General features: G+C 62.5%; 25 protein-coding genes and 2 pseudogenes. 12 read left to right on the forward strand and 15 right to left on the reverse strand.

The genetic code is table 11. The features are described 5' to 3' along the window. Positions 1-218: 218 nt before the first annotated feature. The 3 genes from A9K65_RS11455 to A9K65_RS11465 all read left to right on the forward strand — a co-directional run bounded on the left by A9K65_RS11455 (position 219) and on the right by A9K65_RS11465 (position 2,351). A complete protein-coding gene (locus A9K65_RS11455) occupies positions 219-1,112 on the forward strand; it encodes a branched-chain amino acid aminotransferase (protein WP_064994495.1) in 894 nt (297 codons plus the stop codon). A 145-nt stretch (positions 1,113-1,257) separates the two neighbouring features. Further along, positions 1,258-1,575: a hypothetical protein gene (locus A9K65_RS11460; protein WP_013530017.1), complete on the forward strand. Its 318-nt coding sequence runs from the start codon at positions 1,258-1,260 to the stop codon at positions 1,573-1,575. A 137-nt stretch (positions 1,576-1,712) separates the two neighbouring features. Continuing rightward, positions 1,713-2,351: an MBL fold metallo-hydrolase gene (locus A9K65_RS11465; protein WP_064994772.1), complete on the forward strand. Its 639-nt coding sequence runs from the start codon at positions 1,713-1,715 to the stop codon at positions 2,349-2,351. A 127-nt stretch (positions 2,352-2,478) separates the two neighbouring features. Here the strand turns inward: A9K65_RS11465 and A9K65_RS11470 are convergent, their stop codons facing one another. The 3 genes from A9K65_RS11470 to A9K65_RS11480 form a co-directional block, all read right to left on the reverse strand. Beyond that, a complete protein-coding gene (locus A9K65_RS11470) occupies positions 2,479-2,910 on the reverse strand; it encodes a BA14K family protein (RefSeq protein WP_013530019.1) in 432 nt (143 codons plus the stop codon). A gap of 183 nt (positions 2,911-3,093) precedes the next feature. Continuing rightward, the gene (locus tag A9K65_RS11475; RefSeq protein WP_013530020.1) at positions 3,094-3,306 is read right to left on the reverse strand and encodes a cold-shock protein; all 213 of its coding nucleotides are present in this window, start codon (positions 3,304-3,306) and stop codon (positions 3,094-3,096) included. Between the two features lie 320 nt (positions 3,307-3,626). Further along, positions 3,627-3,839 carry a cold-shock protein gene (locus tag A9K65_RS11480; RefSeq protein ID WP_006202520.1) on the reverse strand — a complete coding sequence of 71 codons (213 nt, stop codon included), beginning with the start codon at positions 3,837-3,839 and terminating at the stop codon, positions 3,627-3,629. Between the two features lie 501 nt (positions 3,840-4,340). Between A9K65_RS11480 and A9K65_RS11485 the strand changes: the two genes are divergently transcribed. Beyond that, the gene (locus A9K65_RS11485; protein ID WP_064994773.1) at positions 4,341-4,778 is read left to right on the forward strand and encodes a Kazal-type serine protease inhibitor domain-containing protein; all 438 of its coding nucleotides are present in this window, start codon (positions 4,341-4,343) and stop codon (positions 4,776-4,778) included. Between the two features lie 31 nt (positions 4,779-4,809). On the opposite strand, the pseudogene A9K65_RS11490 reads toward A9K65_RS11485, so the two are convergent. Then, positions 4,810-5,265: pseudogene (locus A9K65_RS11490) on the reverse strand (EAL domain-containing protein); the annotation flags it as partial. A gap of 195 nt (positions 5,266-5,460) precedes the next feature. On the opposite strand from A9K65_RS11490, the gene A9K65_RS11495 reads away from it, so the two are divergent. Then, positions 5,461-7,083 (forward strand): sulfotransferase, encoded by a 1,623-nt coding sequence (locus tag A9K65_RS11495; protein ID WP_244514230.1) that lies wholly within the window; start codon positions 5,461-5,463, stop codon positions 7,081-7,083. A 145-nt stretch (positions 7,084-7,228) separates the two neighbouring features. Here A9K65_RS11495 and A9K65_RS11500 read toward each other — a convergent pair whose 3' ends face one another. Together A9K65_RS11500 and A9K65_RS11505 are read right to left on the reverse strand one after the other, a co-directional pair. Then, positions 7,229-7,582, reverse strand: coding sequence for a DUF1428 family protein (locus A9K65_RS11500; protein ID WP_064994497.1), 354 nt, complete (start codon positions 7,580-7,582; stop codon positions 7,229-7,231). A 74-nt stretch (positions 7,583-7,656) separates the two neighbouring features. Then, a complete protein-coding gene (locus tag A9K65_RS11505; RefSeq protein WP_013530024.1) occupies positions 7,657-8,085 on the reverse strand; it encodes a glyoxalase/bleomycin resistance/extradiol dioxygenase family protein in 429 nt (142 codons plus the stop codon). A gap of 237 nt (positions 8,086-8,322) precedes the next feature. Between A9K65_RS11505 and A9K65_RS11510 the strand changes: the two genes are divergently transcribed. Next, complete coding sequence (locus A9K65_RS11510; protein ID WP_064994498.1) at positions 8,323-8,937, forward strand: glutathione S-transferase; 615 nt, start codon at positions 8,323-8,325, stop codon at positions 8,935-8,937. A 16-nt stretch (positions 8,938-8,953) separates the two neighbouring features. Here A9K65_RS11510 and A9K65_RS11515 read toward each other — a convergent pair whose 3' ends face one another. The 7 genes and pseudogenes from A9K65_RS11515 to A9K65_RS11545 all read right to left on the reverse strand — a co-directional run bounded on the left by A9K65_RS11515 (position 8,954) and on the right by A9K65_RS11545 (position 18,410). Continuing rightward, positions 8,954-9,112 (reverse strand): hypothetical protein, encoded by a 159-nt coding sequence (locus tag A9K65_RS11515; RefSeq protein WP_084015990.1) that lies wholly within the window; start codon positions 9,110-9,112, stop codon positions 8,954-8,956. A 144-nt stretch (positions 9,113-9,256) separates the two neighbouring features. Next, entirely contained in the window at positions 9,257-9,556 is a 300-nt protein-coding gene (locus tag A9K65_RS11520; protein ID WP_027039367.1) for a HigA family addiction module antitoxin, read from the reverse strand. Positions 9,557-9,568: 12 nt separating this feature from the next. Beyond that, positions 9,569-9,848 (reverse strand): annotated as a pseudogene (locus A9K65_RS11525) (type II toxin-antitoxin system RelE/ParE family toxin). A 128-nt stretch (positions 9,849-9,976) separates the two neighbouring features. Next, positions 9,977-11,503 (reverse strand): ABC-F family ATP-binding cassette domain-containing protein, encoded by a 1,527-nt coding sequence (locus tag A9K65_RS11530; RefSeq protein WP_064994774.1) that lies wholly within the window; start codon positions 11,501-11,503, stop codon positions 9,977-9,979. 337 nt (positions 11,504-11,840) lie between these two features. Further along, positions 11,841-14,978 (reverse strand): excinuclease ABC subunit UvrB, encoded by a 3,138-nt coding sequence (gene uvrB, locus A9K65_RS11535; protein ID WP_064994499.1) that lies wholly within the window; start codon positions 14,976-14,978, stop codon positions 11,841-11,843. Positions 14,979-15,103: 125 nt separating this feature from the next. Then, the gene (locus A9K65_RS11540; protein ID WP_064994500.1) at positions 15,104-16,708 is read right to left on the reverse strand and encodes a tlde1 domain-containing protein; all 1,605 of its coding nucleotides are present in this window, start codon (positions 16,706-16,708) and stop codon (positions 15,104-15,106) included. A gap of 436 nt (positions 16,709-17,144) precedes the next feature. Further along, positions 17,145-18,410, reverse strand: coding sequence for a hypothetical protein (locus tag A9K65_RS11545; protein ID WP_064994775.1), 1,266 nt, complete (start codon positions 18,408-18,410; stop codon positions 17,145-17,147). A 107-nt stretch (positions 18,411-18,517) separates the two neighbouring features. Between A9K65_RS11545 and A9K65_RS11550 the strand changes: the two genes are divergently transcribed. Next, a complete protein-coding gene (locus A9K65_RS11550; RefSeq protein WP_064994501.1) occupies positions 18,518-19,573 on the forward strand; it encodes a CapA family protein in 1,056 nt (351 codons plus the stop codon). An 83-nt stretch (positions 19,574-19,656) separates the two neighbouring features. Then, positions 19,657-20,607 (forward strand): DUF3137 domain-containing protein, encoded by a 951-nt coding sequence (locus tag A9K65_RS11555; RefSeq protein ID WP_164747158.1) that lies wholly within the window; start codon positions 19,657-19,659, stop codon positions 20,605-20,607. Between the two features lie 13 nt (positions 20,608-20,620). Here A9K65_RS11555 and A9K65_RS11560 read toward each other — a convergent pair whose 3' ends face one another. Next, complete coding sequence (locus tag A9K65_RS11560; protein ID WP_224621473.1) at positions 20,621-21,091, reverse strand: DUF2314 domain-containing protein; 471 nt, start codon at positions 21,089-21,091, stop codon at positions 20,621-20,623. A gap of 469 nt (positions 21,092-21,560) precedes the next feature. On the opposite strand from A9K65_RS11560, the gene A9K65_RS11565 reads away from it, so the two are divergent. From A9K65_RS11565 to A9K65_RS11580, 4 genes are all read left to right on the forward strand, one after another. Next, complete coding sequence (locus A9K65_RS11565; RefSeq protein WP_013530037.1) at positions 21,561-21,803, forward strand: DUF1344 domain-containing protein; 243 nt, start codon at positions 21,561-21,563, stop codon at positions 21,801-21,803. Positions 21,804-21,990: 187 nt separating this feature from the next. Next, positions 21,991-23,613 carry an FAD-binding oxidoreductase gene (locus A9K65_RS11570; RefSeq protein ID WP_064994502.1) on the forward strand — a complete coding sequence of 541 codons (1,623 nt, stop codon included), beginning with the start codon at positions 21,991-21,993 and terminating at the stop codon, positions 23,611-23,613. 17 nt (positions 23,614-23,630) lie between these two features. Next, on the forward strand, positions 23,631-24,263 hold the full coding sequence (locus tag A9K65_RS11575) for a hypothetical protein (protein ID WP_063168827.1): 633 nt from the start codon (positions 23,631-23,633) through the stop codon (positions 24,261-24,263). Positions 24,264-24,351: 88 nt separating this feature from the next. After that, entirely contained in the window at positions 24,352-24,882 is a 531-nt protein-coding gene (locus A9K65_RS11580; RefSeq protein WP_064994503.1) for a dihydrofolate reductase family protein, read from the forward strand. Between the two features lie 33 nt (positions 24,883-24,915). Here A9K65_RS11580 and A9K65_RS11585 read toward each other — a convergent pair whose 3' ends face one another. Then, positions 24,916-25,437, reverse strand: a complete 522-nt coding sequence (locus tag A9K65_RS11585; RefSeq protein WP_064994504.1) for a hypothetical protein — start codon at positions 25,435-25,437, stop codon at positions 24,916-24,918. Positions 25,438-25,483: the final 46 nt, after the last annotated feature.

Genomic DNA, 25,483 nt, shown 5'->3' on the forward strand with positions numbered 1-25,483 from the left:
TCAGTACTATTGACGTAATTTCCCTGCAATGGTAATTTTTGACAAGCTTTTGGGCGGATTGCGAACGAAAAGGCAAGGGAAGCCGGTTTTTCCGGAATTTCCTAAGTTTGCCAGAGCGCAATTATCCGCCTACGCTCCACCATAAAAGCCGCTTTGGGCGGCCGACACGAAACACACAACGATACAACTATCCGGGCTGCCGCCCGTGGGAGGTTACCATGGCATCCGTTCCCTTCGATCAACTCGATGGCTTCATCTGGATGAACGGCGAATTCGTCCAATGGGGTGACGCCAAGATCCATGTGCTGACGCACGGGCTGCATTACGCCAGCGCTGTTTTCGAGGGAGCGCGCGCCTATGGCGGCGAGATCTTCAAGCTCAACGAACACACCGAGCGCCTGCATGAATCGGCACGCCTGCTCGGTTTCAAGATCCCGTATTCGGTGGCCGAACTCAACGACGCCTCTTCCACGCTTCTCAAGAAGCAGGGTTTCCAGGACGCCTATGTCCGGCCGATCGCCTGGCGCGGCAGTGAGCAGATGGGCGTCTCGGCGCAGAACAACCGCATCAACTGCGCCATCGCCATCTGGCAATGGCCAAGCTATTTCGATCCTGCGCAGAAGCTGAAAGGCATCCGTCTCGATGTGGCGGAATGGCGCCGGCCCGACCCGCGCACCGCGCCTTCCAAGTCGAAGGCCGCCGGGCTCTACATGATCTGCACCATGTCCAAGCACGCCGCCGAGGCCAAGGGCTATGCCGACGCCATGATGCTCGACTGGCGTGGCCAGGTCGCCGAAGCGACCGGAGCCAACATCTTCTTCGTCAAGGACGGCAAGATCCACACACCCAAGCCCGACTGCTTCCTCGACGGCATCACCCGCCGCACGGTCATCGGGTTGGCCAAGGATCGCGGCCTGGAGGTAATTGAACGCGCCATCCTGCCGGAAGAGCTGGAAAGCTTCGAGCAGTGCTTCCTGACCGGGACGGCAGCGGAAGTGACGCCGGTTTCGGAGATCGGGCCTTACCGATTCGAGGTCGGCGAAATAGCCAAGAATCTTATGAATGACTATTCTGCGGCCGTTCAGCCCAAGCACGCGATCGCCGCAGAATAACGAAAGTCACAGCTTTTTTAGGAAGTAGGGGCGGTTTTCGGGCCGCCCCTTTTATTTCAGCGTTTCTGCATTTGACTTTCGTCCAATTCGGCGTCTCATGATGGTGTCGGCCCGGGAGGCTGACAGCTATGGAGGGACTAATCATATGGACATGAACACGCTTCTTCCGATCATCATACAGGTGATTACTGGCATCATCGGTGGTCAGGCGGTCGGTGCGGCGCTCAAGACGGCGGCGATGGGTCAGCTTCCCAAAATCCTGGGCGGAGCCATTGGCGGCGTCGGTGGTGCGGCGATCCTCGGCAGCCTGCTGGGTGGCGGTGCGGTCGATCCGGCGGCTGCGGCAGCAGCAACGAGCGGTCTCGGCAGCGCGCTGAACCTGCAGAACATCGTCGGCGGCGCCGGCGGCGGCGCGATCCTGACCGCCATTCTCGGTGCGGTCATGGGCGCCATGAAGAAGTAAGCAGGCCGTTTCGGTCTTTTCAAATGGGCGGCTTCGGCCGCCCATTTCCGTTTTGGGGCTACTGACTGTTCGTCTTTCGAGGGTGGACGCCCTTTGTCCGCGCCTCTACATCACCCGTGAACATCGAAAGGACGATCATGGGTCAGCTCAATGCCGGCATCGTGCCGGTCACACCGTTCCAGCAGAATTGCACCATCCTGTTCGACATGGATGACAAGCATGGCGTCGTCGTCGATCCGGGCGGCGATATCGACAAGGTGCTGGCGGTGCTGAAGGACAATGCGATCTCAGCCGGAGCTATCTGGATAACGCATGGCCACATCGACCATGCCGGCGGTGCAATGGAGTTGAAGGAGGCGCTCGGCATCGAGATCATCGGTCCGCATGAGGCCGACAAGTCGCTGCTCGACAATCTGGAAAACCAGGGCAAGCGCTACGGCATCGCCGGGGCGCGCAACTGCGTGCCCGACCGGTTCCTGGCCGAAGGCGAGACCGTGTCGTTCGGCGGCCATGTGTTCGAGGTGCTGCACTGCCCCGGCCATGCGCCCGGTCACGTCGTCTACTACAACCGCGCAGCCAAGTTCGCCCATGTCGGCGACGTGCTGTTCCGCGGCTCGGTCGGCCGCACCGACCTGCCGGGCGGCGACCACACGGCGCTGATCGCTTCGATCAAGGACAAGCTCCTGCCGCTCGGCGACGACATCGGCTTCATCTGTGGCCACGGTGCCGGCGGACGTTTTGGCGAGGAGAGGCGGACCAATCCTTTTTTGACTTGAACCAGGCTCGGAACCGTAGCTGTTTTTCATCAGCCTCAAGCAGACCGTTGACATTGTAGAGACCACAACAAAAAAGCGCTGGCCTTGCGGTCAGCGCTTTTCTGTTTTGGGGCAGGGAAGCCCTTGGTTAGTTGGCAGTGCAGAAATGCTGTTCGCCGTCATTGCCGGTGAACGTGCCGGTACGGGAATTGAAGCTGCGGTAGCGGTCCGAGCAATATTCGTACCAGTCACGCGTCCACGGTTCGGCATAACGATTGGCGTAGACCACCCGCGGCTCCGCATAATAGCGGCGGACCGGGGCCGGGCGCACCACGACGTCACGATCGTAGTAACCGTCATCATAGTAGCGGTCAGCGTCGGGCGGCGGGCGGTCATTGGCCAATGCGCCACCGATCAGCGCCCCGGCCGCGAGGCCGAGCACGCCGGCGGCAATGGCATCGCCATTGCCATGATGGCCATGATGACGGCGCCAGTCGCGCGCATTGGCGGCGGGCAAGGCCGTGAGCGTGGTGGCGGCCACGGCAGCGGCCAGGACGGCGGTTTTGAAAATTCGGTTCATGTCGGTCTCCTTCGTTCCGGCCCGTGCAGTTTCGGGGATGCGGTCCGGCTTTACCGAAGACTAATATGCGACCGTGGCTGAACGGGGGCTGAACGGATTTTAACGTGTTTATTCAAAACGGACGTCAAAAATCACAGGCTCTCAAGGGAGCGATCTGCCCGGGAGCGCCGGTTCGAAGCCGGCTCAGCCGACCGACAGGTTGACGGCCTTGGGACCCTTGCCGCGCTTATCCGGCTCGGTATCGAACGACACTTTCTGCCCATCCTCGAGGCCGGGAAGACCGGACGCCTGCACAGCTGAAATATGGACGAAAACATCCTTCGCGCCATCATCGGGCGTGATGAAGCCGAAGCCCTTGGCATGATTGAAGAATTTGACGGTGCCGGTCTGCGGCATGGGAAGCTCCTTTGTCCCATAAACTCCAGTCTCGGGCCGGCAAATGCCCGAGTGGAAATTTGTCCTTTATTTTAGCGTCATCGGCAAGAGAAAGTTTTGCGGGCGTCTAAAGCACGTTGCGGCATGCTTCGGGTCTTTGTTTTTATGCAAGTCGTTGCCCAGAACCCGGCCGCTTGGGCGACATCACTGGCCCGCGCCTTCGATAAGGAAAAGGCGCGACGAAGATCGCCGCGCCTTTCAAAATTCAGATCCCTCTCCAGGCCAGGTGCAGGCATGGAGCCTCCGTCGCACGTCTAAGTGACATGCGGCGCGCCGATGGCTCAGGCTGCGCGGAGGTTGACGGCCTTGGGGCCCTTGCCCATGCGGTCCGGCTCGACGTCGAAGGTGACCTTCTGGCCGTCAACGAGCGTGCGCAAGCCCGAGGCTTCGATCGCGGAGATATGGACGAACACATCCTTGGCGCCACCATCGGGCGTGATGAAACCGAAGCCTTTGGTCGCGTTGAAGAATTTAACGGTGCCGGTCTGGGCCATTGGGGAAACTCCTTCACCCGTTCAGTCTTTGGTGGTCCCGCCCGCCGCCTGGCGCAAAGGGCAGTTCCCGGTGGTTGCTTCGGCAGTCATGCATTGGCGCATGGTCAAACCCCCCGCCGAAAACGGGGCCGTCAGAGATTCACAGTATCGGGGAAAGGTCGTCCAAAACGTTCCGCTCTCCGGGTCGCAAATGCCCGAACACGGAATTTATCGCACGGAAACGTGATGGTTGCAAGATACCGCCGCGGGCCGCCGTACTGGCGCGTCCCGACGCATCAATCGACTGACCTGAGCATCGATGGGCTCGGCATAGGCTTGCTTGCCTGCCGGGTCATCGGCCAGAATCGGGCCACGAATGGGCCAGATGTCGAGGTGGCCGAGGAAGTCGACGCCGCCTACAGCCCCAGCGCGTTTCCGACTGAAAGGGCTGCAAACGGGGGTTGCATTTGGCAAGGGAATGGCGAGGATCGGCAACCGGGGACGCGATCGTGGGAGATCATCATGAAATATCTGGCGGCAATCTTTTCGCGGCAGGGTTTTGTCATCCTGTTGCTGTCGGCACTTCTTGCCGCCTGCACGGTCGTCGTCGATGACGGACCAGGGCCGCGTCCGCGTCCGCCCCGGCCGGAACCGCAATATTGCAGCAAGCAGTACGAGCCGGTCTGTGCCCGGCGCGGCGGCGATCGCCAGACCTTCGCCAATGCCTGTCTTGCCGACCGGGCCGGCTACCGCATCGTGCGCGACGGTCCGTGCCGCGACGGTGGCGGCGGTGGCGGTGGCGGCGGTGGCGGTGGCGGTGGCGGTGGTGAAGAGCAGACGTTCTGCACCCGCGAATATGCGCCGGTGTGCGCGCGCCGGCATGGCGAGATGCGCACCTTCCCCAATTCCTGCGAAGCCCGTGCCGCGGACTATCGCGTCGTTGGCGACGGGCCGTGCTGAGAACGCTGCGCCTCGTTGAGGACGACAAGCATCAAGCCGTCGGCTCACCTGGCGACAGTCGGCGATGAACACAGTCGGCGATGAACTCGGACGCGGGCATGGGTCTGGCAAACAGCCGGCCCTGGCCGTAGTCGACGTCGCGCGCCGCGAGGTAGTCGGCCAGCGCCTGCGTTTCCCCGCCTTCGGCAACGATCTTCAGCTTTAGTGTCTTGGCTATGTCGATGATATGCGCGGTGACGGAATTGGTGGCGGAATTCGTGCTGATCGTATCGATGAACGATTTGTCGATTAGGAGCGCATCGAGCGGCAGCCCCTCGAGATAGGACAGGCTGGAGTAGCCGGTGCCGAAGTCGTCGATTGCCACTGCGTGGCCAAGTTCGCGGGCACGAACGAGCGTTGAGCGGGCCGAGTTGATATCGATGAACGCGCGCTCCGTGGCCTCGAGCCAGATTTGCTGGGGCCGGATCGCGGTGTGCTGATTTGATCTTTCCGCACCGACGAAAGGACGAGACAGCAAGCGAAGCCTTGAACCTGCGGCGCCGATGGCCTAGATCGCCACAGGCGGATAAAACACGGTAGGTTTCCCATCAACAGAGATCAAAGACGAGCGGCGGGTGCGGGAGCCAGGTCTGGCGCAGGCGGACAGCCGCCGCTGGGCCTCGACCAGTATGTGCAGCAGGCGTTGCAACTGCATCAGGCCGGGCGCCGGCAAGAGGCTGAGACGATCTACCGGCAGGTGCTGGCGCGTCAGCCCAAGCACGCGGCCGCGGCGCATTTCCTGGGACTGCTGCTCCACCAGACCGGGCGCAGCGAAGAAGGGCTGGATCTCATCGAACGGTCGGTGAGCCTGCAGCCGACGAATCCCGATTTCCTCAACAATTTCGGTACGGTGATGCGCGACCTCGGCCGCCCTGCTGCGGCCATCGATTTCTTCCGCGGCGCAGTGGATCTGCGGCCGGACCAACTCGCGGCGCGCGACAATCTCGGCTCATCGCTGAAACAGGTCGGCCAGTTCGAAGAGGCCGAAGAGATTTATCGCGGCACGGTTGCACGCAACCCATTTCATGTGCGCGCCCGCATCGGGCTTGCCGAAACCCTGCAGGAAGCCGGGCGGCTGGATGAGGCGCTGGCTGCCTTCCGCGAAGCGCTGGCGATCCGACCCAAGGATGCCGACCTGCTGCACGGGCTCGGCGTCGGGTTGATGGAAAAGGGCAAGCTCGACGAGGCGGCCGACCTGTTCCGGCAGGCGTTGGCGATCAACCCCGCCATGGCCACAGCCTGGCTGATGCTGACGCAGGTCAAGCGCCAGAAGGAGCGCGACAGCGAACTTGGGGGCATGGAAGCCCAGCATGCCAAGGCGCCGCAGGACAGCCTGGCGCGCATGCAGCTGTCCTTCGGACTCGGCAAGGCGAATGACGATCTCAGGGATTATGGCCGGGCCTTCGACTATTTCGCCGAGGGCAATGCGATCCGCCGCAAAGGCATCGACTACGACCAGGCCAGGACGCGGGCCGAGTTCGAGGCGATGAAGGCCACCTTCGATGCCGGCTTCTTCGAGAAGCACAGGCCCAGCTCAATCAGCGACGACACGCCGATCTTCATCGTCGGCATGCCGCGTTCGGGCACGACGCTGGTCGAGCAGATCATCGCCAGCCATCCGCAGGTCTATGGCGCAGGCGAGCTCAGCATCTTGAAGAAGGCGGTCGGCAGGCAGTTCCCGGCGACCATGCCGGGTGGCTTCCCATGGGGCGTATCGGATACGGGCGATTCGGATTTTGCCGAGGCAGGCCAAGCCTATCTCGACATGCTCCATGCCCGCTATCCGAACATGCGCCACGTCACCGACAAAATGCCGGGCAACTTCCTGCTTGTCGGCTTCATCCACATGATGATGCCGAAGGCCAGGATCATCCACTGCGCGCGCGATGCGGCGGCCACCTGCCTGTCGATCTACAAGGTGCATTTCCGCGGTGACAGCCATCGCTATGGCTACGATCTCGGCGAGCTCGCCGACTTCCACAATCTCTACACCGACATCATGAAGCATTGGCACACGGTGCTGCCAGGCGTCGTGCACGATGTACGCTACGAGGATTTTGTCGCCGACCAGGAAGGCCAGACGCGGGCATTGATCGCCCATCTCGGCCTGCCCTGGGACGACGCGGCACTATCGTTCCACGAGACCGACCGACCGGTGCGCACGGCTTCAGCCGCACAGGTGCGCCAGCCGATGTATCAGGGGTCGGTCGATCTATGGAAGCGCTATGGTGACCGGCTGAAGCCGCTTCTGGACAGGCTGGATTAGCGCAACGCTCTCTAGCTGATCGTGGCCTTAGAGATTGGCCTAAGCACCCGCGTCGTCACCCTAGGGTCTTCACGACGGAGCTTCGCTCCTGCTTCGTCCTAGGATGACGAAGCTGAGGGGCTTCTGCCAATCTGCTACCGGCTGCTCAAAGCTCTATGAATGGCTTGAAGCCACCGAAGATCATGCGCTTCCCGTCGAACGGCATGTCCGCCCAATCGGCCTTCAGGCGCGGATCTGCCATCACTTTGGCCATGACGGCATCGCGGCTCTCCCGCGACTCATAGACGGCCCAGGCGAAGACGACGATCTCGTCGTCCTTGGCCTGCACGGCGCGCGGGAACGAAGTGACCTCGCCATAGGGCACGTCGTCGCCGATGCATTCGACATAGCCGAGCGCGCCGTGTTCCATCCATATAGGGCCTGCGAGGTTGGCCAGCCTCTTGTAGTCATCGAGATTTACCTTGGGCACGACAAGCACGAAGCCATCGACATAGGACATTGTGGGTCTCCTCCTGGAAGTTCACAATCCCTCACCGACGCCAGCCGGTGAGGGACTTCGCCATTTGCGATAGATCAGGCTTTCTTGACCGGCGCGTTCATCGCCCATTCGACGCCGAACGGGTCGCGCATATTGCCCCACTGGTCACCCCAGAACATGATCTGGAGCGGCACGGCGACTTCGCAGCCGGCATCGACGGCGCGCTTCCACCAGGCTTCGATGTCGTCGCTGCCGAGGTGAAGCTGCATGGTGTAACCCTGCGGCTTGACGGCAGGCATGCCGTTTTCGGGATAGAAGTCGGAGAGCATCAGCGTCGAGCCGTTGATGTGGAGGTGGATGTGCATGGTGCGCCCTTTTTCGTCCGCCGGATAGGCAAAGACCTGCTCGGCACCAAAGGCCTTCTTGTAGAATTCGGCAGCCTTGAAGGCGCCATCCAGCTGCAGATAGGGGGTCAATCCGCCGAGCACTTTGGCCGCGGGCTGAACGGGGGTCTGATCGGTCATCTGTTGTTCCTCTTTGCGTTTGGCCTTGCGAGCCAAAGGACGGATGAGGTGCCGGCGTTCCTACATGGCCGGCAGATTTTTTTGGCCGACCGGCCCTGGACAGTCCACGCAGCCGCAGTTGGACGAGAGGCGTGAAACGAACTTGCGTCGACCGCGCCCAATCAGAGCGCAATTCTCTCGGCTCGCAGGCTAGAACAGATGGATCAGGCGAACGCCTCTTCAAATCCTGGGACGACAATGATCCTCTACTATCAGACCCACTCACCCTTCGCGCGCAAGGCGCTCGTCTTCGCCCACGAGGTTGGCATTGCCGATCGGCTGGAGGTCATTCATCACGAGACCAGTCCGACCTTGCGCAATGCCCGCGTCTACGCCGAAAACCCGCTCGGCAAAGTGCCGGTGCTGTTGCGGCCCGACGCGTCGCCGATCTTCGATTCCGATGTCATCTGCGCCTATCTCGACACGCTGCATGACGGTCGCAAGCTGCTGCCGCACGACGGCGAGGCGCGCTGGCAGGCATTGCGGTTGCAGGCGGTCGCCCAGGGCCTGGCGCAGACGGGTATAGCCTTGCGCTGGGAGACGGAAAGGAGACCCGAAAAGTTGCGCTATGGTGCTCTCGCCGACGGATACCGGGAAAAGATCGAGGCGAGCTACGACTGGATCGAGAGCACGCTGGACGACGAGGCGCCGCTCCATATCGGCCACATCGCCTTGGCCACCACGCTGTCCTGGATGGCGTTCCGTCACCTTCCGCCTTTTCGCTCACGGGCACTGCTGACGCGCTGGTTCGAGGCTTTCGAAAAACGCGTATCGATGCAGGCGACGCCGCTTTCGGGCGATACGCATGACTGACTGGCGCCCCGCGAGGTCAGAGGCGGCGGCCGTTTTGCGCATCGAAGACGTCCGGAAACCCGATATCCTTGCGCAGCGAGGCAGGCAGTGAACGCAGGACGCGTTCGCTGCGGTGACGAGCGCGCGCTGCCGCATACCGGGTTGCGATGCGACCGATGGACGAAAGAACCGACATGATAATTCTCCCTGGGTTGGGCCGGCATCATCGTGTCGGCATCCCAAGGACGCGACGGGCTGAGGCTATCCGACAGACCGCCGAGATTTTTCTATCGCTAGCTCCGCAGCCTGCTTGAAGCGGGTTGTTGCTAACGCGATTACTTCAGGCCGCGGTTTGTAGACGTTCGATTGTTTCAAGATCGGCCTTCTTCGCCTCTCCCTCTACGGCGAGGTCGTAGCTCGCCTGCATATTCATCCAGAACTGCGGCGTGGTTCCGAAGAACTTCGCAAGGCGCAAAGCGGTGTCGGGCGTTACCGGTGTCGTCTCGCTGGCCAGGCGCTCGATGCGTGTGCGGGGCACATGCAGCTTTTTGGCCAGCGTGTAAGGCTTCAGATTGAGCGGCACGAGATATTCCTCACGGAGAATTTCTCCGGGATGGATAGGTGGGTTGATGTTCAGCATTTTGAACCCTCTTCAATGATAGTCGGTGATTTCAACATCCTCCGCTTGCCCTTCCACCCACCGAAAGCAGACGCGGAATTGATCGTTGATGCGGATCGAATGCTGGCCCGCACGGTTACCTTTCAGCGGCTCAAGCCTGTTGCCGGGAGGTCTTCAGATCCGACAGTTCGGCGGCGTTGTCGATCATGAACAGCTTCCGCTGGGCTGAGCGGACAAGGTCCGATGGGAAGCCCTTCGGAGCCTTGCCGTTCGAAACGGCTTCGCTGGTCTTGTCTTTGAAGGAGCGTATCATCTTGCCGACCCGAGTGGCGTACCATGGCATGATACGCTTCGGAAGTCAAAAAGACGTCTCGTAACATGATACGAAACTCCGGCCTGCGCTCGACAGGCCGGAACTTCATTGGCAGTTTTGTTCGCCGATTAGCCAGCGCCCTCCGCCACCGAGCGGAAGAAATCCTCTGGGTCTTCGACTTCGGTCAGCCGCCGTTTCTCGATCAGCCAGAAGCGGTTGCCGATGGCGCGGATGAAGGAGCGGTCGTGCGAGGCGAGCACACAGCTTGCCTGATGTGCCAGCAGTTCCGCTTCCAGGGCTTCCTGGCCGTCGATGTCGAGATGGTTGGTCGGCTCGTCCAGCAGATAGAAGTTGGGATTGGCGAGCCTCAGCGCCAGCATCATCAGCCGCGCCTTCTGGCCGCCGGACAGCGCACCGATCTTTTTCTCCTGCATCTCGATGACCACGCCGGCGCCTGCCAGCAGCGAGCGGGCACGCTGCTCGCCGACATCGTAGCGGCGCGAGACCAGCATCAGCGGCGTGTCGTCGCCGCTGATGCCCGACAGCGCCTGGTCGCTGTAGCCTAGCACCGTCGACGGCGTCACCTTCACATTCGGCACCGTGTCCGGTTCGACAATGGCATTGCGGATCAGGGTGACGAAGCGCGACTTGCCGACGCCGTTGCGGCCGAGCAGCACGATGCGGTCGCCCTGGCAGATATGGCGCTTGCCGGTTCGAAACAGCGGGGTGCCGTCGGGTGTTTCCACAGCCGCGTCGTCGAGCGTGATCAGCACCTTGGCGTGGGTGCCGCGATTGGCCAGTTTTATGGCACCCGCCGACTTTTCGCGGTGCGCCGGTGCGGCCGCTTCTTCCAGTTTTTCGGCCCGCAGGTTGAGCTGCTTGGTCTTCACCGTCAAAAGGTCGCTGCCCGAATTGATGCCGATGTTGTTGAGCTTGGCCGCCTGCCGGCGCAATTGCTGCGCCGCCTTCATGTCGCGCTGGAACTTGCGCTCGGTCGAGGCGTCGACGTCGTCGAGCGCCTGCCTGGCGCGGGAGTAGGGCAGGGCAAACACCGGCGACTGTTCCGGGCGCAGGAATAGGGTCCGGTTGGTGGTGGCGTCGAGGAAGGCGCGGTCGTGGCTGGCGATGAGGACGGGCACCTCGCGCGGCAGCGTGTTCAGCCAGGTTTCGAGCTGGCTGATGCGGACAAGGTCGAGATGGTTGGTCGGCTCGTCGAGCAACAGCACGTCCGGATCGGTGACCCAGACGCGTGCGATTAGCGCAAGCCTCTGCCAGCCGCCACTCAGCGCCTGCATTGGCCGCTCGCGCATCGGCTCGGGCACGTCGAGTGAATCCAGAACCACGTCGACACGCCACATCTCGCTTTCGGCCCGCTCGGACGGCAAGGCATCCGCCACCACCTGCCGGAACGTACGGGTGAGAAGGGCCTGGGCAACCGACTGTTCGACATGACCGACGCGCAGGCCGCGCGTGCGGATGATGTCACCGGAGGTCGGCTCAATCTCGCCGGTCAGACATTTCAGCAAAGTCGACTTGCCGCGGCCATTGGCGGCGACAATGCCGAGCCGGTCGCCGGTGCCGATGGTGAGGTCGAGATTGGCAAACAGCGGCGCACTCATGGTGACGCCGAGGGATTTGAGGCTGATCAGGGCCATTTTGATTTCTCTGGTCTTGCCGGAGCTACTCCGGTCCACTTTGACGGTGCGCTTTCCGGCCATCAGGCTCGGCATTACGCACCACGAAGGGCAGACCAAAAAATCGAAGCGGGAAAAACCCGGACCGTCCCTGGTCAGCCCTGCAAGCAAGCTCGCAGGGCAGAAATCGGGCCACGCTGACGATGGTGACGATGAAACGTAAACACGTGAGCCCTCCTTTCAAGACGTTCGAGTGTGGGGAGCGATTACACCAAAGGCGGGGCTGGTGGCAAGTGGGTCGGCGGAATGCGGCGGCGGCGGAGCGCTTCCCTTCCCCTTCTGGGAGAAGGGGAAGGCGCTACTTTCCCGGCCTACCCGTCTTGCCCGGCCGGCGCTTTTCCCGACGGGCGTCGGCGGGGTCTTCGTAGGAGCCAATGCCTGTTCGCTGGCGAACAACTGGCTTGGCGGATTCGTCCCCCACGAGGGGGGAGATTGGCTGCGGCTTGGCCGGAACTTTTCCTTCGATCGGTTTTTCCGTCCGCCGCACCGTCATCTCGTCCAGCGAGTTCTTCTTGAACAGCGGCTTTGTGGCGTCCCCGGGAATGCCGAAATCGGAACCATGTGCCTCGGATGCCGACTGTTTCTTGAACAGCGAGCGCGACACCGCGCCGGCCGGCGTCGGCATGTCGGTACCTGGACCCATGTCGTCGATCGAGGGTTTCGAAAACAGCGGCTTTTTCACCGGCACAGTGCCATCGGCGCCCATCTCGTCGAGATCAGGCTTGCGGAAGAGGTTGGGCCGGGCAGCCTTGGCTGCCTCTTCGGCGGCACGCGCTGCGTCGAGCTTGCGAAAACGCTCCTGTTCCTCTGCTGTACGATGTTTGGCCACGCCCTTGTTGTGCTTGCCCTTTTCGCGGCCGGAGGCCGGGCTTTCCATGTCGGCGTATTTGGCCAGCGGGTCTTCGGAGATGGACAGTTCCATCTCACGCAGGCGCTTGATCTCGTCGCGGATGCGGGCCGCCTTCTCGAAGTCGAGATTGGCCGCGGCATCGCGCATCTGCTTTTCCATCGCGTCGAGATGGGCCTTGAGGTTGTTGCCCATCATGGCGCCGGCACCGTCGGTGAACTGCGAGATATCGGCGCGGACGTGGTCCTTCTCGTAGACCGAATCGAGAATGTCGGAGATGCGCGACTTGACCGATTCCGGTGTGATGCCGTTGGCCGCGTTCCACTCCATCTGCTTTTCGCGGCGACGGTTGGTTTCGGCCATCGCCCGTTCCATCGAGCCGGTCACCTGGTCGGCATAGAGGATGACCTTGCCGTCGACGTTTCTGGCGGCGCGCCCGATGGTCTGGATCAGCGAGGTTTCCGATCGCAGGAAACCTTCCTTGTCGGCGTCGAGAATGGCGACGAAGCCGCATTCGGGAATGTCGAGGCCTTCGCGCAGAAGATTGATCCCGACCAGCACGTCGAAGGCGCCGAGGCGCAGATCGCGCAGGATCTCGATGCGCTCCAGCGTATCGATGTCGGAGTGCATGTAGCGGACGCGGATGCCCTGCTCATGCAGATACTCGGTCAAATCCTCGGCCATGCGCTTGGTCAGCACGGTGACCAAGGTGCGGTAGCCGGCCTTGGTGGTATCGCGAATCTCGCCGACGACATCGTCGACCTGGCTCTTGGCCGGGCGGACCTCGACCGGCGGATCGATCAGGCCGGTCGGACGGATGACCTGCTCGGCGAAGACGCCGCCGGCCTGTTCCATCTCCCAGGCGCCAGGGGTCGCCGAGACCGCGACCGAAAGCGGACGCATGGCATCCCACTCCTCGAAGCGCAGCGGCCGGTTGTCCATGCAGGACGGCAGACGGAAGCCGTATTCGGCCAGCGTCGCCTTGCGGCGAAAGTCGCCGCGATACATGCCGCCGATCTGCGGCACGGTGACATGGCTTTCGTCGATGAAGACCAGTGCGTTGTCGGGAATGTACTCAAACAGCGTCGGCGGCGGATCGCCCGGCTGGCGGCCGGTGAGATAGCGCGAATAGTTCTCGATGCCGGCGCACGAGCCGGTGGCTTCCAGCATTTCGAGGTCGAAGCGGCAGCGCTGTTCCAGCCGCTGTGCCTCAAGCAGGCGGCCGGCCCGCTCCAGTTCGACAAGCCGGTGCTTGAGCTCTTCCTTGATCGACTTGATCGCCTGGTTCAGCGTCGGGCGCGGCGTCACATAGTGCGAATTGGCGTAGATCTTGACGCTTTTCAGCTCGCCGGTCTTCTGGCCGGTCAGCGGGTCGAATTCGGTGATCTGCTCGATCTCGTCGCCGAACATCGAGATGCGCCAGGCGCGGTCTTCCAGGTGGGCCGGGAAGATTTCGATGGTGTCGCCGCGCACGCGGAACGAGCCGCGGACAAAGTTGATGTCCTGCCGCTTGTACTGCTGGGCGACGAGATCGGCGAGCAGCGCGCGCTGGTCGAGCCGGTCGCCGATCTGCATCTGGAAGGTCATCGCCGTATAGGTTTCGACCGAGCCGATACCGTAGATGCAGGACACAGAGGCGACGATGATGACGTCGTCGCGCTCAAGCAGCGAACGCGTCGCCGAGTGGCGCATGCGGTCGATCTGCTCGTTGATCGAGGATTCCTTCTCGATGAAAGTGTCGGTGCGCGGGACGTAGGCTTCCGGCTGGTAATAATCGTAGTAGGAGACGAAATACTCGACGGCGTTTTCCGGGAAGAATTTCTTGAACTCGGAATAGAGCTGCGCGGCAAGCGTCTTGTTCGGCGCCAAGATCAAGGCAGGCCGCTGCGTCTCCTCGATCACCTTGGCCATGGTGAAGGTTTTTCCTGAGCCGGTGACGCCGAGCAGCACCTGGGTGCGGTCGTGGTTATCGACGCCTTCGACCAGATCCTTGATGGCGGTCGGCTGGTCGCCGGCCGGCTCGAACTCCGACACCATCCTGATGGCGATGCCGCCTTCGGATTTTTCGGGGCGGGCAGGGCGGTGCGGCGTCCACAGCACGCCGTCCTTGTGCAGCGGATTGCCGGATTCGATCAGCGCCGACAGTGCCGCCACCGTCGCGGTGACGCTGCCCGAGGCCATGGTCTCGGCGTCCTCCAGCGAGATGTCGAGGCCGGCGACCGGATTGAGGCCGGCTGCCGTGCGCTCCCTGGCTGACGCCGCGCCACCCATCGAGGTGCCGCGCGAACTGCGCCCCGGCGAGCTTGAGCGCTCGGGTATCTTCTTCGACGGCTTCGGCGATTTGCCGCCGTCACCCTTGGCGACAAGACGTCCTTCGTTTTCGGCTTCCTGCTCGATCTGCTCGGCCCAATCCGCGATCGAACCGGTCAGCGGCGTGCCAGAGAGCTCCGGCTGCGGCATCTCGGCGAAGCCGCCTTTGTGCAGCGGCTCGGAGGCGTCGAGGAAATCGGTCAGCGGGCTGCGCCGCTTCGGCGCGGCGCGGTCGTCATTCGCCGTCGGCGGCGTTTTCTGATCGGGAGATTTGGCCATGTCCCGAATATGGGATTTCCTGGCCAAAATGGAAAGAGCGCGGTGGGGAGAGGCGTGCCGGACAGCGCTGCTCCTGACAGCAGGCTGTCAGGAGCAGTGGGAAGGCGCCCGAAAGCCTCTTGTCGTTACACGCCCCTGGCGGCTGATGCGACCTGCGTCGCCGACCCGTTCAGGCGCGGCACCACGACGAGGCGTTTGATTTTGCCCTTCTTGAAAGCGGCGAGGAAGCGCGCATAGTCCTTGAAGGCGACGCAGCCGCTCGACTGGGCGTAGCGGCCCCGGAGCAGGTAGGTATGGGCCAGCAGGCCGTTGCGATTGTATTTGTTGCGGCCATCGACCGGTGTCAGGCGCAAGGCCTCCACTCCGTGGAAGCGCGACTCGCGCATCGACAGATTGTAGGTGTTGGGCGGCGTGGGTCCGCGATTCTTCTGGTCGGCATAACGCGGCTGGTCCGCCATGGCGCCGATGCCTGAATGCGCCTCCAGCCTCGAGCCGTCAGGCATGTAGACGGTCGCGCTGCTGATGTCGTACACGGCGACGCCATTGCCGGCTCCGCTCCTGGCGGCTGGCGAGTTGAAGAGGTTCCTGAACGCCTTGCCAAGGCCGCCCGAGGGCGTGTCGGGCTTGGCATAGGCCAGCACATCGCCGCCATCGGCCGGCCGGCCTTGCCGCGTCGGTTTTGCCGGCTGGGCCTGCTGGACCGTCTCGCGTGCCGGCTTCGGCTGCTGAACGGATTTCGGCTGCTGGACGGACTTAGGCTCCTGCTGGACCACTTTGGGCTGCGGCGCGTCGAATTGCGGACGCCGGGTCGGCAACGGCACGTCGTCGGTCAGAGCGTCCGGCAGGGAGGCGGCATCGCCGGGTTGATCCTGCTGGGTTTCGACGGGTGAGACCACGACATCGGCTGACGATTCCTCGATCGGCAGCGGTGAGGCGAACGCCTCGTCGTCGGCCGGCAGGGACTGCACCAGAGCAAGCGCCAACTGCGAATTGTCCGGCGTACCGGATTGGGCAAAGCCCATCGGCGGCGGTGCGGTCTGAACGACCACCGAGTCGGTATCCAGCCGGGCGAAACGTTCGGCCGCCGGAACTGGCATGTTATCGGACAGGCTGGCTGTGAGCTGGACGGAGGGCACCAACGACGCCTCGGCAATTCGCGGTGCGACTGTGGAGATCACCGGGCGGGTGTTGGCACTGGCGGCAGACTTTCCGGCGTCGGCAAAGGCAGCGGCCAGCTTCATCGGCGAAAGCGACGCTTCCATGCGTTCGAAGCGCTCCTGCGCCTTCGACTTCACGGCGGCGGGCATCGGCTTTGCCTGCGCTACAAGGCGTCCGGATTTTTCCGCCCCAGCGCTTACCCTGGCCAGCTTGAAACAGCTGGCGCCGCACTGCACCGAATGATCATGCAGGGCCTGAGTGCCGCCATTGGCGTTGGCCAGCACGAAGGGTGCTTTCAAAAAATGCTGTTTCAGCGGATCGGCAAGTGCGAGCGATCCCGGTGTCGACAGTGTCTGGGGCAGGCCAACCGAAGTTGCCGATAGAGAGGCGCCGACGGAACTGAGGCCAGCCATGGTGCCGATCAACCAAAGGCCGATGGCGGTGCTGACGCAAGGCAGCGCGACCCAGCGGGCCACCCGGCCAGCGTTGAAGGAAGGGGAACGTGGAGCATCGACGAACTCGCCGCCCTCACGCTGTCCCCGGTTTTTTTTGTGTGTACTCAACAACGCCATGCAACCAATCTCGCTCAATCGGTTTCCCCGTACGTGGCCTTGAGAGCCGCGACGACCATTCTGTGAGTGATCCCAGGTGGTCCCCGACGCGTTTGCCGCGTCTGTAGTTGGTTGCCGATTGCTTCAAAATATGGACAAAGTTGGTTAATCAATTCCTCTCAAAACCAACGACGAGATGTGGATTTTGGCCAAATCAGCCTTCGTCCACGGCCAGGAAAGTGGTGTTGTCGCCCTTCCGACCTGGTTTTGCTGCCTGTTTTTGGCGGCCGAGTCAAGCAAAACAGCCACTGCTAATTTTTACGCAGCGCCTCCGCGCGGTGTATGCAGCGAACCGACTGCCGGCAGACCTGCCTACAAAAGGCGCGCGTGTTTCCGGTAAAACTGTCGCCTGCCATGCTAGATTTCTCGCGGGAAGGCGGCCTCAAACGGCCCACCCTCAGTTGAACCAAAGCGCAAACGTCAAAAACCCGCCGCCGCCGAACTGGCGCTGGATCTGGTCGAAATCGTCGCTGGTCGCGAGCTCGCCGCTTTCGAGGTAGGGCGCGATGGCCGGGCCGGTGATCGACAGCACGAGATCGAAGTTTTTTGGCTCGTCGAAGAAGCGCTTCATGTTGATGCCAAGCCCAGTACTGGCGGTGACGCGGAAATGCGGCAGCAGCTTGCGGCCTTCCAGGAGATCCTCGGCCATGGTCAAGGCGGCGAGCCAGGCCTGGACCTGCTCCTCGCCGACTTCGAGGCCGGTGAGCGGGTTCTCGCCCTTCTGCTGCGGTCCAGGCAGCCATTCGCGGTCATTGTCGGTCTCGGCGCGGATCGCCTTCCAGTCCTCGCGCGACAGCCGGATCATTTCCAGCAGGTGGCGGCGCGCCGCTTGCCGGCGCTCCGGTTCGATCACCGGCCAGTTGACGAGATGCACCATCGAGATGAAATCGGCGATGCGCCATTCCGAGGAGAAGATGCTCGAGCCCATGTCGCCGGCCGGCGGCACCAGAATATCCTGCAGCGGCAATTTGGCGCGCGGGAACAGCATGTGAAACGAGCCGTCGAAGGTGCTCCTGAAATCATGCGCCAGCCAGAAATCGGCCTGCGCCATCAGGAACTCGGCATAGCCCTGCAGCCAGTAGCCGTCGGCGCGGTCGAAGCGGAAGGTGAGCGTGGGGGCGGCGGCGTCCGACGAGATACCGCCGCGCGAGAGTGAGGCGATGATCGCCGCCATGCTCTCGTCCGGCGCGATGTTGCCGTCCTCGTTGAGGTCGATGCCGGCATGGGTGAGATCGATGACCATGCCGATATCGGCATCGGGCGGCACCGAGGCAAACGTGGCTGCGGATTTCTCCAGCCGGTCACGGAAGCCGACCAGGATGGCGCGGAACTGCTCGTAAGTGAGCGGCTCGGGATTGGGATTGTCGGGCACCGGCAACCGCATCAGCGGCAGCATGAAGGATTGCGGGCTTTCGAAACCATGACGGTGCAGGCCGGTGGCCAGGATCTCCAGTGCGGTAAAGAACTCGCCCGCCCCGGCCGCATAGGCGGATGCCGGGTCTTTTGGCGCGGCAGCCTCCAGCGTCGAGAGAGCGGTGTCGCGCGCGGCCACGGTCTTCGCCTCAAACAATGTGGTTGCCGCTTCTGGCATTGCCGCCGACACGGAAGACAGCGGCAGGAGCAGAATGAAAGCGGATGTCAGCAGGCCTGCCAGTCGTGTCATCTTTTCCCCCCAATGTTTGTCGCGCAGTGCAAACATACACCATTTGCAGCGCCGCGCTTCAACCCGCCCGGCGGACGGTCTACACAGGGCAAACAATTGGGCATCGCGTGTCGAATTATCCGTTTTCCTACAAGCTGTCCTGGCTGCCGCGTTTCCTGAAGCCGTCATTGGCCGGCGACGCTCAAGACTTTGCGCCGATGGCCGGGACGCTGATGGATCCACCGCCGAAGCAAGCGGTGCGGCTTGCCTTTGTCGGCGACATCTCGGCGGTGGCCAACCGCAGCGCGCCGGATTGCGATCCGGCGATCAAGGCGCTGCTCGGCGCTGCCGATCTGGTGATCGGCAATTGCGAAAGCCCTGTTGTGGACAGGCCAAGCGCGGTGCTGGGCACAAGGCTCGGCACGCATCATGCGATGAGCGAGCCATTCCTGGCCGAGGCGCTGACGGCGGTTGGTGTTGCGCGCGAAAAACTCGTGCTGTCGCTGGCCAACAACCATGTGCTGGATCAGGGCATCGCCGGTTTCGACGGGACAATCGCGGCGTTGCTGCGGCTCGGCATCCGCACGATCGGCCTGGCCGACGGTCCGGTTGTGCCGATTCAGGTTGGATCGCTTGATATCGGCTTCGCCGCCTTCACGCTGTGGCGGAACGCCGATGAAAAACTGTTTGCCGGGCGCGTTTCGATGGACAGCGATCCGGCGAGCTGGCCACCCGCTGGCTTGGACCTTCTCTGCGCCGTGCCGCATTGGGACTGGGAGTTCCGACATTTTCCGCGCGACGGGACGCGAGCGCTGGCCAGGCGGCTGGCCGGGCAGGGCGTCAGGCTGATCGCCGGCCATCATGCCCATGTCGTGCAGCCGGTGGAAAAGATTGACGGGACGATCGTCGCCTATGGGCTCGGCGATTTCCTCGGTACCGCCTTTGCCCGGCAGCCATGGCCGGGCCGCATCGGCTCTATCCTCATTGTCGATGTCAGTGCCGATGCCGGTACGCGCGGCAGGATCGCGTCTTACCGGATGCATCCCTTCATGCGCCTGCGCGCTGGCGACCACGAGCGGCTGGTGTTGGTGGAGGCTTTGGAGGGCCGAATGCGTGACAGGGTCGCGGAGCGACTGAAAGCGGTCTTCCCTTCTCCACCAACCGATGAAGGCGTTCCCGCTTAACCATCTGGCGGCCCTTGCAAAACCAACTATCATGCTCCCGCAGAGGCAGGATTGCGGGGGTAGCGGTGGAATCAGCGGATTTCATGCCGAGTGAAACGGTCATCGCCGGCATCCGGAAAGACATCGAGGCCTATGAAGCGGCGAGGGCTTCGGCGGTCCGGCAGGTGCGCTGGCGGGTGCCGGTGTTCGTGGGGCTGGTGCTGGTGGCCGTGGTGCTGGTCGCCTGGCTGTTCAACAAGGTCGCCGACCCCAACGAGCAATGGGTCTCGACGCCGCATGTATTTCTCTATGTGATCGGCTTCGCGGCTTCGATCCTGCTCTATTTCCAGGCCAGGAAACCGGCGACGCGGCTGCAGCAATCGTTCCGCGAGACGCTGCTGCCGATCATATTCGGCTTCATCGCCGACATGCGCTACCAGCATGGCGTGACGCCGAATTCCTTCGACCGGTTGCCGCGCACGGCGGTTGGTCCGTTCAACCGGCAGGCGTTCGACGACATCGTGGCGGGCCGCTATGAGGGGTTTCCGTTCGAACTGTACGAGGCGCATCTGCGGGAAGGGTCGGGCAAGGGCTCCTCGACCGCCTTCCAGGGCGTCATCGTCGCTTTCGAGACCATCGCGCCGTTTCCCGGCATATTGGTGGCGACGCGGCGGACCAACGCGGTGATCAGCTTCTTTCGCGGCATATTTGCCAGCAAGCTGCAAGAGCTGTCCAGCGGCGATGCTTTGCTCGATGCCGCCTACGAGTTCCGCACCGACAATCTCGGGGCGGCACAGCCATTGGTGAGCGGCCGGCTGGCGCAGGCGCTGAAATGGCTTGGCGAAACCTGGCCGGACGACCCAGCCCGCGTCGCGCTCAACGGCAGCGATGGTTTCCTACTGTTGCCGCAGACGAAGAACTTCTTCGAGCTGCCGGATATTTCGGTGCCGCTCGACTACAGCAGGCATGTCGCGCCGATGATATCGGACATGGGCGCGATGCTGGCGACGGCGGCACTTGTGCGCAAGATCGGCGCGAAGGACGAAGCGGGTTGATCGGGCTGCGCTTTCAGCACTCGAAGCCGTATTTGTCACGCATGTAGTCCGCCTCTTCTTTCGACATTTTGTTGAACATGACGCACACGGTGAAGCTGCCGACCTGACGTCCGCCGCGTGTGTATCCCCAGTCGGAAATATCGTCCCTGGTGAATTCTATGTTCTGGCCGAGGACGACGTTGTGCACTTCCTCCGGCTGGTTTGCCAATATGCCGACAAATCCGGTTTCGGTGCGGCGGAACGGTATGACCCAGAAGTGTTCGGTGACGTTGCCGTCCCGTACCTTGACCTTCAATTTGAACCTCTCTGTGTCGGCGGGAGGCGCCTCGGACAGTGCCAGGAAGTCGTCCAGGCTGGCGAGCGCCTGCGCGGTCGCCGCTGCCATCTCTGGGTCGCCGGGAGTGAAGATAATTGTTTTGTCGTCGCCCGGATCCGTGGCTTGTGCGCCGGCTAATCCTGGAGCAAGCGCCAGCATCAGGGACATCGCTGTCCGGACTGCAAGCTTCATGGAAGGCCCCCTTCATGTCAACGGTCGACACCATCCCGCATTCGACGTCGGTTTGCAACCGTAGCGCGAGTTTGATCAGCGTTGGCGTGGCGGTTTTTGAACTGATCCGCGAAACAAAATGTGTATCGACGATCGGTCAGCGCTCTGTTTCGTGATGCCGCCCGAGATGGATTGCGGCGGCTGCGTGGTGATCGAAAGCCGCCCGTCACAATCGGCCAAGTGACTCTTTTCGCGGACAGAAGTGCGTTCATTGGGGGAGCCGAAGCGGCCTGAAATGATCTAGGTCGCAGATAATGTGTCGGAATTAAGCCTATGATATTGTTTGCGAAAATTCACCCAATGTGATTTGCGGAGGGTGCGCTTTCCGTCCAGTTTCAGGCCGTCCGGTGCTGTCGTTTCCCAAGGCGGCGGTCCGGAAAAGTGAAACAGCACGGAGTGCTTACCAATGAAGAAGACCCTCGCAACCACCGCTGCTCTGCTCGCCTTCCTCGGCACCGCTTATGCCGCGACCGTTCAGGGCACCATCCAGGCCGTCGATCCGACGACCAAGTCGATCACCCTCGACGACGGCAAGATCTACCAGCTGTCGCCCGAAGCGACGATCGGGAAACTGAAGGTCGGCGCCAAGGTGGCGGTGACCGTCGATGACAAGACCGGCATCGTGACGTCGATCAAGAAGGCCTCGTAAGGCGAGGGCATCGTGCGTCGGCAGACCTGCTGACGCAATTTCAGACCCTGTTCCATTCTGGCCGGTCCTCCGGGGACCGGCCATTTCGTGCCCTTCACCCTCGACGCCAGGCAAACCGCCGTCCCGGCGGCGCCGCTATGGTTTTTGCCAAAGAGCCGCGCTATCCCTTGGCCAGCGGGGGATAGTCATGGCCGACGAGCAAAAAGGGTTTCGCCTGTCGCGGCGATTGCTGCTGGGTGCGGCTGTCGTCGGCGGCGCGGTGCTGTGGGGCGGCAACACGGTGGCGCGGCTGGCACGCGGACCTTCGGGGCCGAAGAACGCAGGACGGATAGCCGATATAGACGGCTTCGCGCTGCCTCTGAAGCCGCTGGACAATGCGCCGGCCTTCGATGCGTCACTGCCCTGGTCGGCAAAGGGTGGTGACATCAACGATGCCAGCGGCCTGTCGATGACCCCGGTCTACGGCGTAGTCGAGGTCAGCGGGGACGAGCACATCGCCAAGGCCCTGGCCTTCGCCCGTGCCAATGGGCTGAAAATATCGCTGGCCGCCATCCGCCATTCCATGGGCGGGCATGCCTTCGACGACAACGCGCTGGTGCTCGACCTCAGAAAGTTCAACAGGGTCACCGTCGATGCGGCGGCCAAGACCATGACCTTGCAGCCGGGCGCGCGCTGGCATGACATCCAGAACCTTCTGCATCCGCACTTCGCGGTGAAGGCGATGCAGTCGACCGACATCTTCTCGGTCGGCGGTTCGCTGTCGGTCAATGCGCATGGCATGGACCACCAGGCGGGTTCGGTGGCGGGCTCGATCCGCTCGATGCGGGTGATGCTGGCCGACGGTTCGGTGACGACCTGCTCGCCGACCGAGAACACCGATCTGTTCCGCCACGTCGTCGGCGGTTACGGCCTGTTCGGCGTGGTGCTGGAGGCGACGCTCGATATCGTCGACAACGCCGTCTACCGCACCTCGCGCGAAATCATCAAATCGGACGATTTTCCGGAATTCTTCGCCAAGGTGCTGGAGCCGAACAAGGATATCGGCCTGTTCTACGGCCATCTGTCGACGGCGCCCGGCAATTTCCTCGAGGACATGATCGTCTACCGTTACGACAAGGTGGCCGAGCGGCCGCCGGCCGATCAGCCCAAGATCGGCGAGCCGGGATCGGTCGGGTTGAAGCGGGTGATCATCAACCTGGCGAAATGGGGCAGCCTGTTCCAGGAATTGAAGTGGTTCACCGAAAAGACGCTGGAGCCGAAATTCGAAAGCTGCACGGTGGCGCGCACGTCGGCCATGGCCGAGGGCGAGGCCTGTCTCGTCACCCGCAACAACCCGATGCACGATTCGGTGCCCTATCTGTTCAACGATCAGATGGAAGAGACCGACATCCTGCACGAATATTTTATTCCGCGTGCCGCCTATGTCGAATTCATCGCGGAAGCGCGCGAGATCCTGCGCAAGCAGACGCTGCCGGTGCTCAATGCTTCGGTGCGCATCGTCCACAAAGAAGATGTGGCGCTGACCTACGCGCCGGAGCCGGCCTATTCGCTGGTGCTCTACGTCAATCAGCCGACCGATGCCGACGGCAATGCCAGGATGCGGGCGCTGACGCGGGCGCTGATCGACGTGACGATCAAGCATGGCGGGCGCTTCTTCCTGCCTTACCAGCTGCATTATACGGCCAGGGAATTGCTGGCCTCCTATCCCGAACTGCCGGCCTTCCTGGCGGCGAAGCGGCAGTATGACCCAACGGAACTGTTTTCCTCGACCTTCTACCGTGCCATCAAGGCGCTGAGCGGGGTGTCGTAAGAAGCAGGAGAACAGCCATGCGGATGGTATCGGCGGCGGCACTCACCCTCATCGCGCTGTGCGCCGGACCGGCCGGAGGCGAGGATCTCAAGGCCTTCAAGCTGACCATCGACGGCGTGACGGTCGATATCGATCCCGGCGAGAGCGCCGATGTGACGCTGCCCGGCGGCAAGCAGAGCAAGGTGACGCTCGCGCGCAACGACTTCGCCACCTTTTCAGGCAGCGACTTCTCCTTCGTCCATCCCAGCGGCATTTCGGTGACCAAGACCGATCTCGGCGATGACATCACGCAGTATCTGATGGCGTCGGCGCTGGGCACGATCGTCGTCGTGCAGGAATATGGCGCCATGAATCCGGTGTCGCTCAACCAATTGATGCTGCAGGAGATGACCAGGCAATCGGTGCAGGCCGGCGCCAAGCTGACGCAGGGGCCGACCACGCGCAAACTCGCCGACGGCAAGGAATTGACCGGGATCCGGGCCGAGGTGAAGACACGCACCGACACCGCCGATTTCGAGATCGTCGGCTTCGGCCTGGCCGATCGGGGGCTGCTGTTCATCACCCGCATTGCCGGCGAGGATGCAGCGACCGAAAAGCCGCTTGTCGACAAGTTCTGGCAGAGCCTGAAAGTCAGGTTCAGGCCGGACTAGGATCGTGTCTCAGTTTGGATTTCGGCTGGGGTTTTGCGTAACGGCGGCTCAAGTTATTCTGAAGACCCTGGGTTGGAGATCCTGCAGCATGGCGAAGCTCATTTTCAGAATGAACCAGTCACTCGACGGCTATGTCGACCACCAGAAAATGCCGTCGGGCCCGACGATCTTTCGTCACTGGATAGAGCAAGTGCGCAATTTGAGCGGCAGTGTGTACGGTCGCGGCATGTACGAGGTCATGCGCTATTGGGACGAAGACCATGCTGAGTGGAGTGCGGAGGCGCATGAATTCGCGGCGGCGTGGCGGAGCCAACCGAAGTGGGTTGTGTCGCGCTCTCCGAAGTCGGCCGGCCCCAATGCCACACTTGTCGCGGATGACGTCGAGGCGGTGATACGCGGGCTTAAGGCTAAGCTCGTCGGGGAGATTTCAGTTTCTGGACCAGGCCTGGCACGAAGCCTGACCGACCTTGGTCTTGTAGATGCGTACCAACTCTACCTCCATCCGTTCGTGCTTGGTCATGGCAAGCCATTCTTCGCCGGCCCCCGGCCGCCGCTTCGCTTTGTGGCCAGCGATTTGATTGGCGACGACGTGATCAGGTTGACCTATGTGCCTGCCTGATCACGCGGTCGTCGAACCGAGACGCCAGCGGGCCTACAGCCCCTTCGGCATCAGGCCAGCCAGCCAGTTCACAGAGCGCTTCGCGGCGTCGGCGGTTGCCGAGGCGGCGCGGCCGAGATCGGTCTTGACCACGGCGTAGCCGCTCTTGGTGCGATAGAGCACACCGGTTCCGCCATCGACCACCTGTTCATAGGCAACGGGCCGGGCGGCGTCGGCTTCCATCGCGGTCGTCGGCGAACCGACCGAGACGCTCGGCCGGTGGCTGAGTTCCGGCGGCAGCGGGCTTTCGGTTCTGACGACCCGGCTGGCGGGCTTCAATTCCGGGCGCGATGCGGTCGCGGCCAGCTGCGAGGAGGACGACGAACCCTTCGTGCGGCAAATGCCGGAGACGAGCGGATAGTTGAAATTGCGCTCGTGCAGCATCTGGCTCTTCATCGCCGCTTCGCACTCGGCGACGGTCGACCATTTGGCCGGCGTCTCGCCGATATATTCGCAAAGCTTGGCGTCGCAGTCGCAGCCGACAATGGTCATGGCGACAAGGGCGGTCTTGATCACGGTCTTGTCCCTTCGAGATGCCCCCCGGCAGCCCTTCCATTTCTTC

Source organism: Mesorhizobium sp. WSM1497, assembly GCF_001672455.2.
In the GTDB taxonomy this organism is placed as follows: domain Bacteria; phylum Pseudomonadota; class Alphaproteobacteria; order Rhizobiales; family Rhizobiaceae; genus Mesorhizobium; species Mesorhizobium ciceri.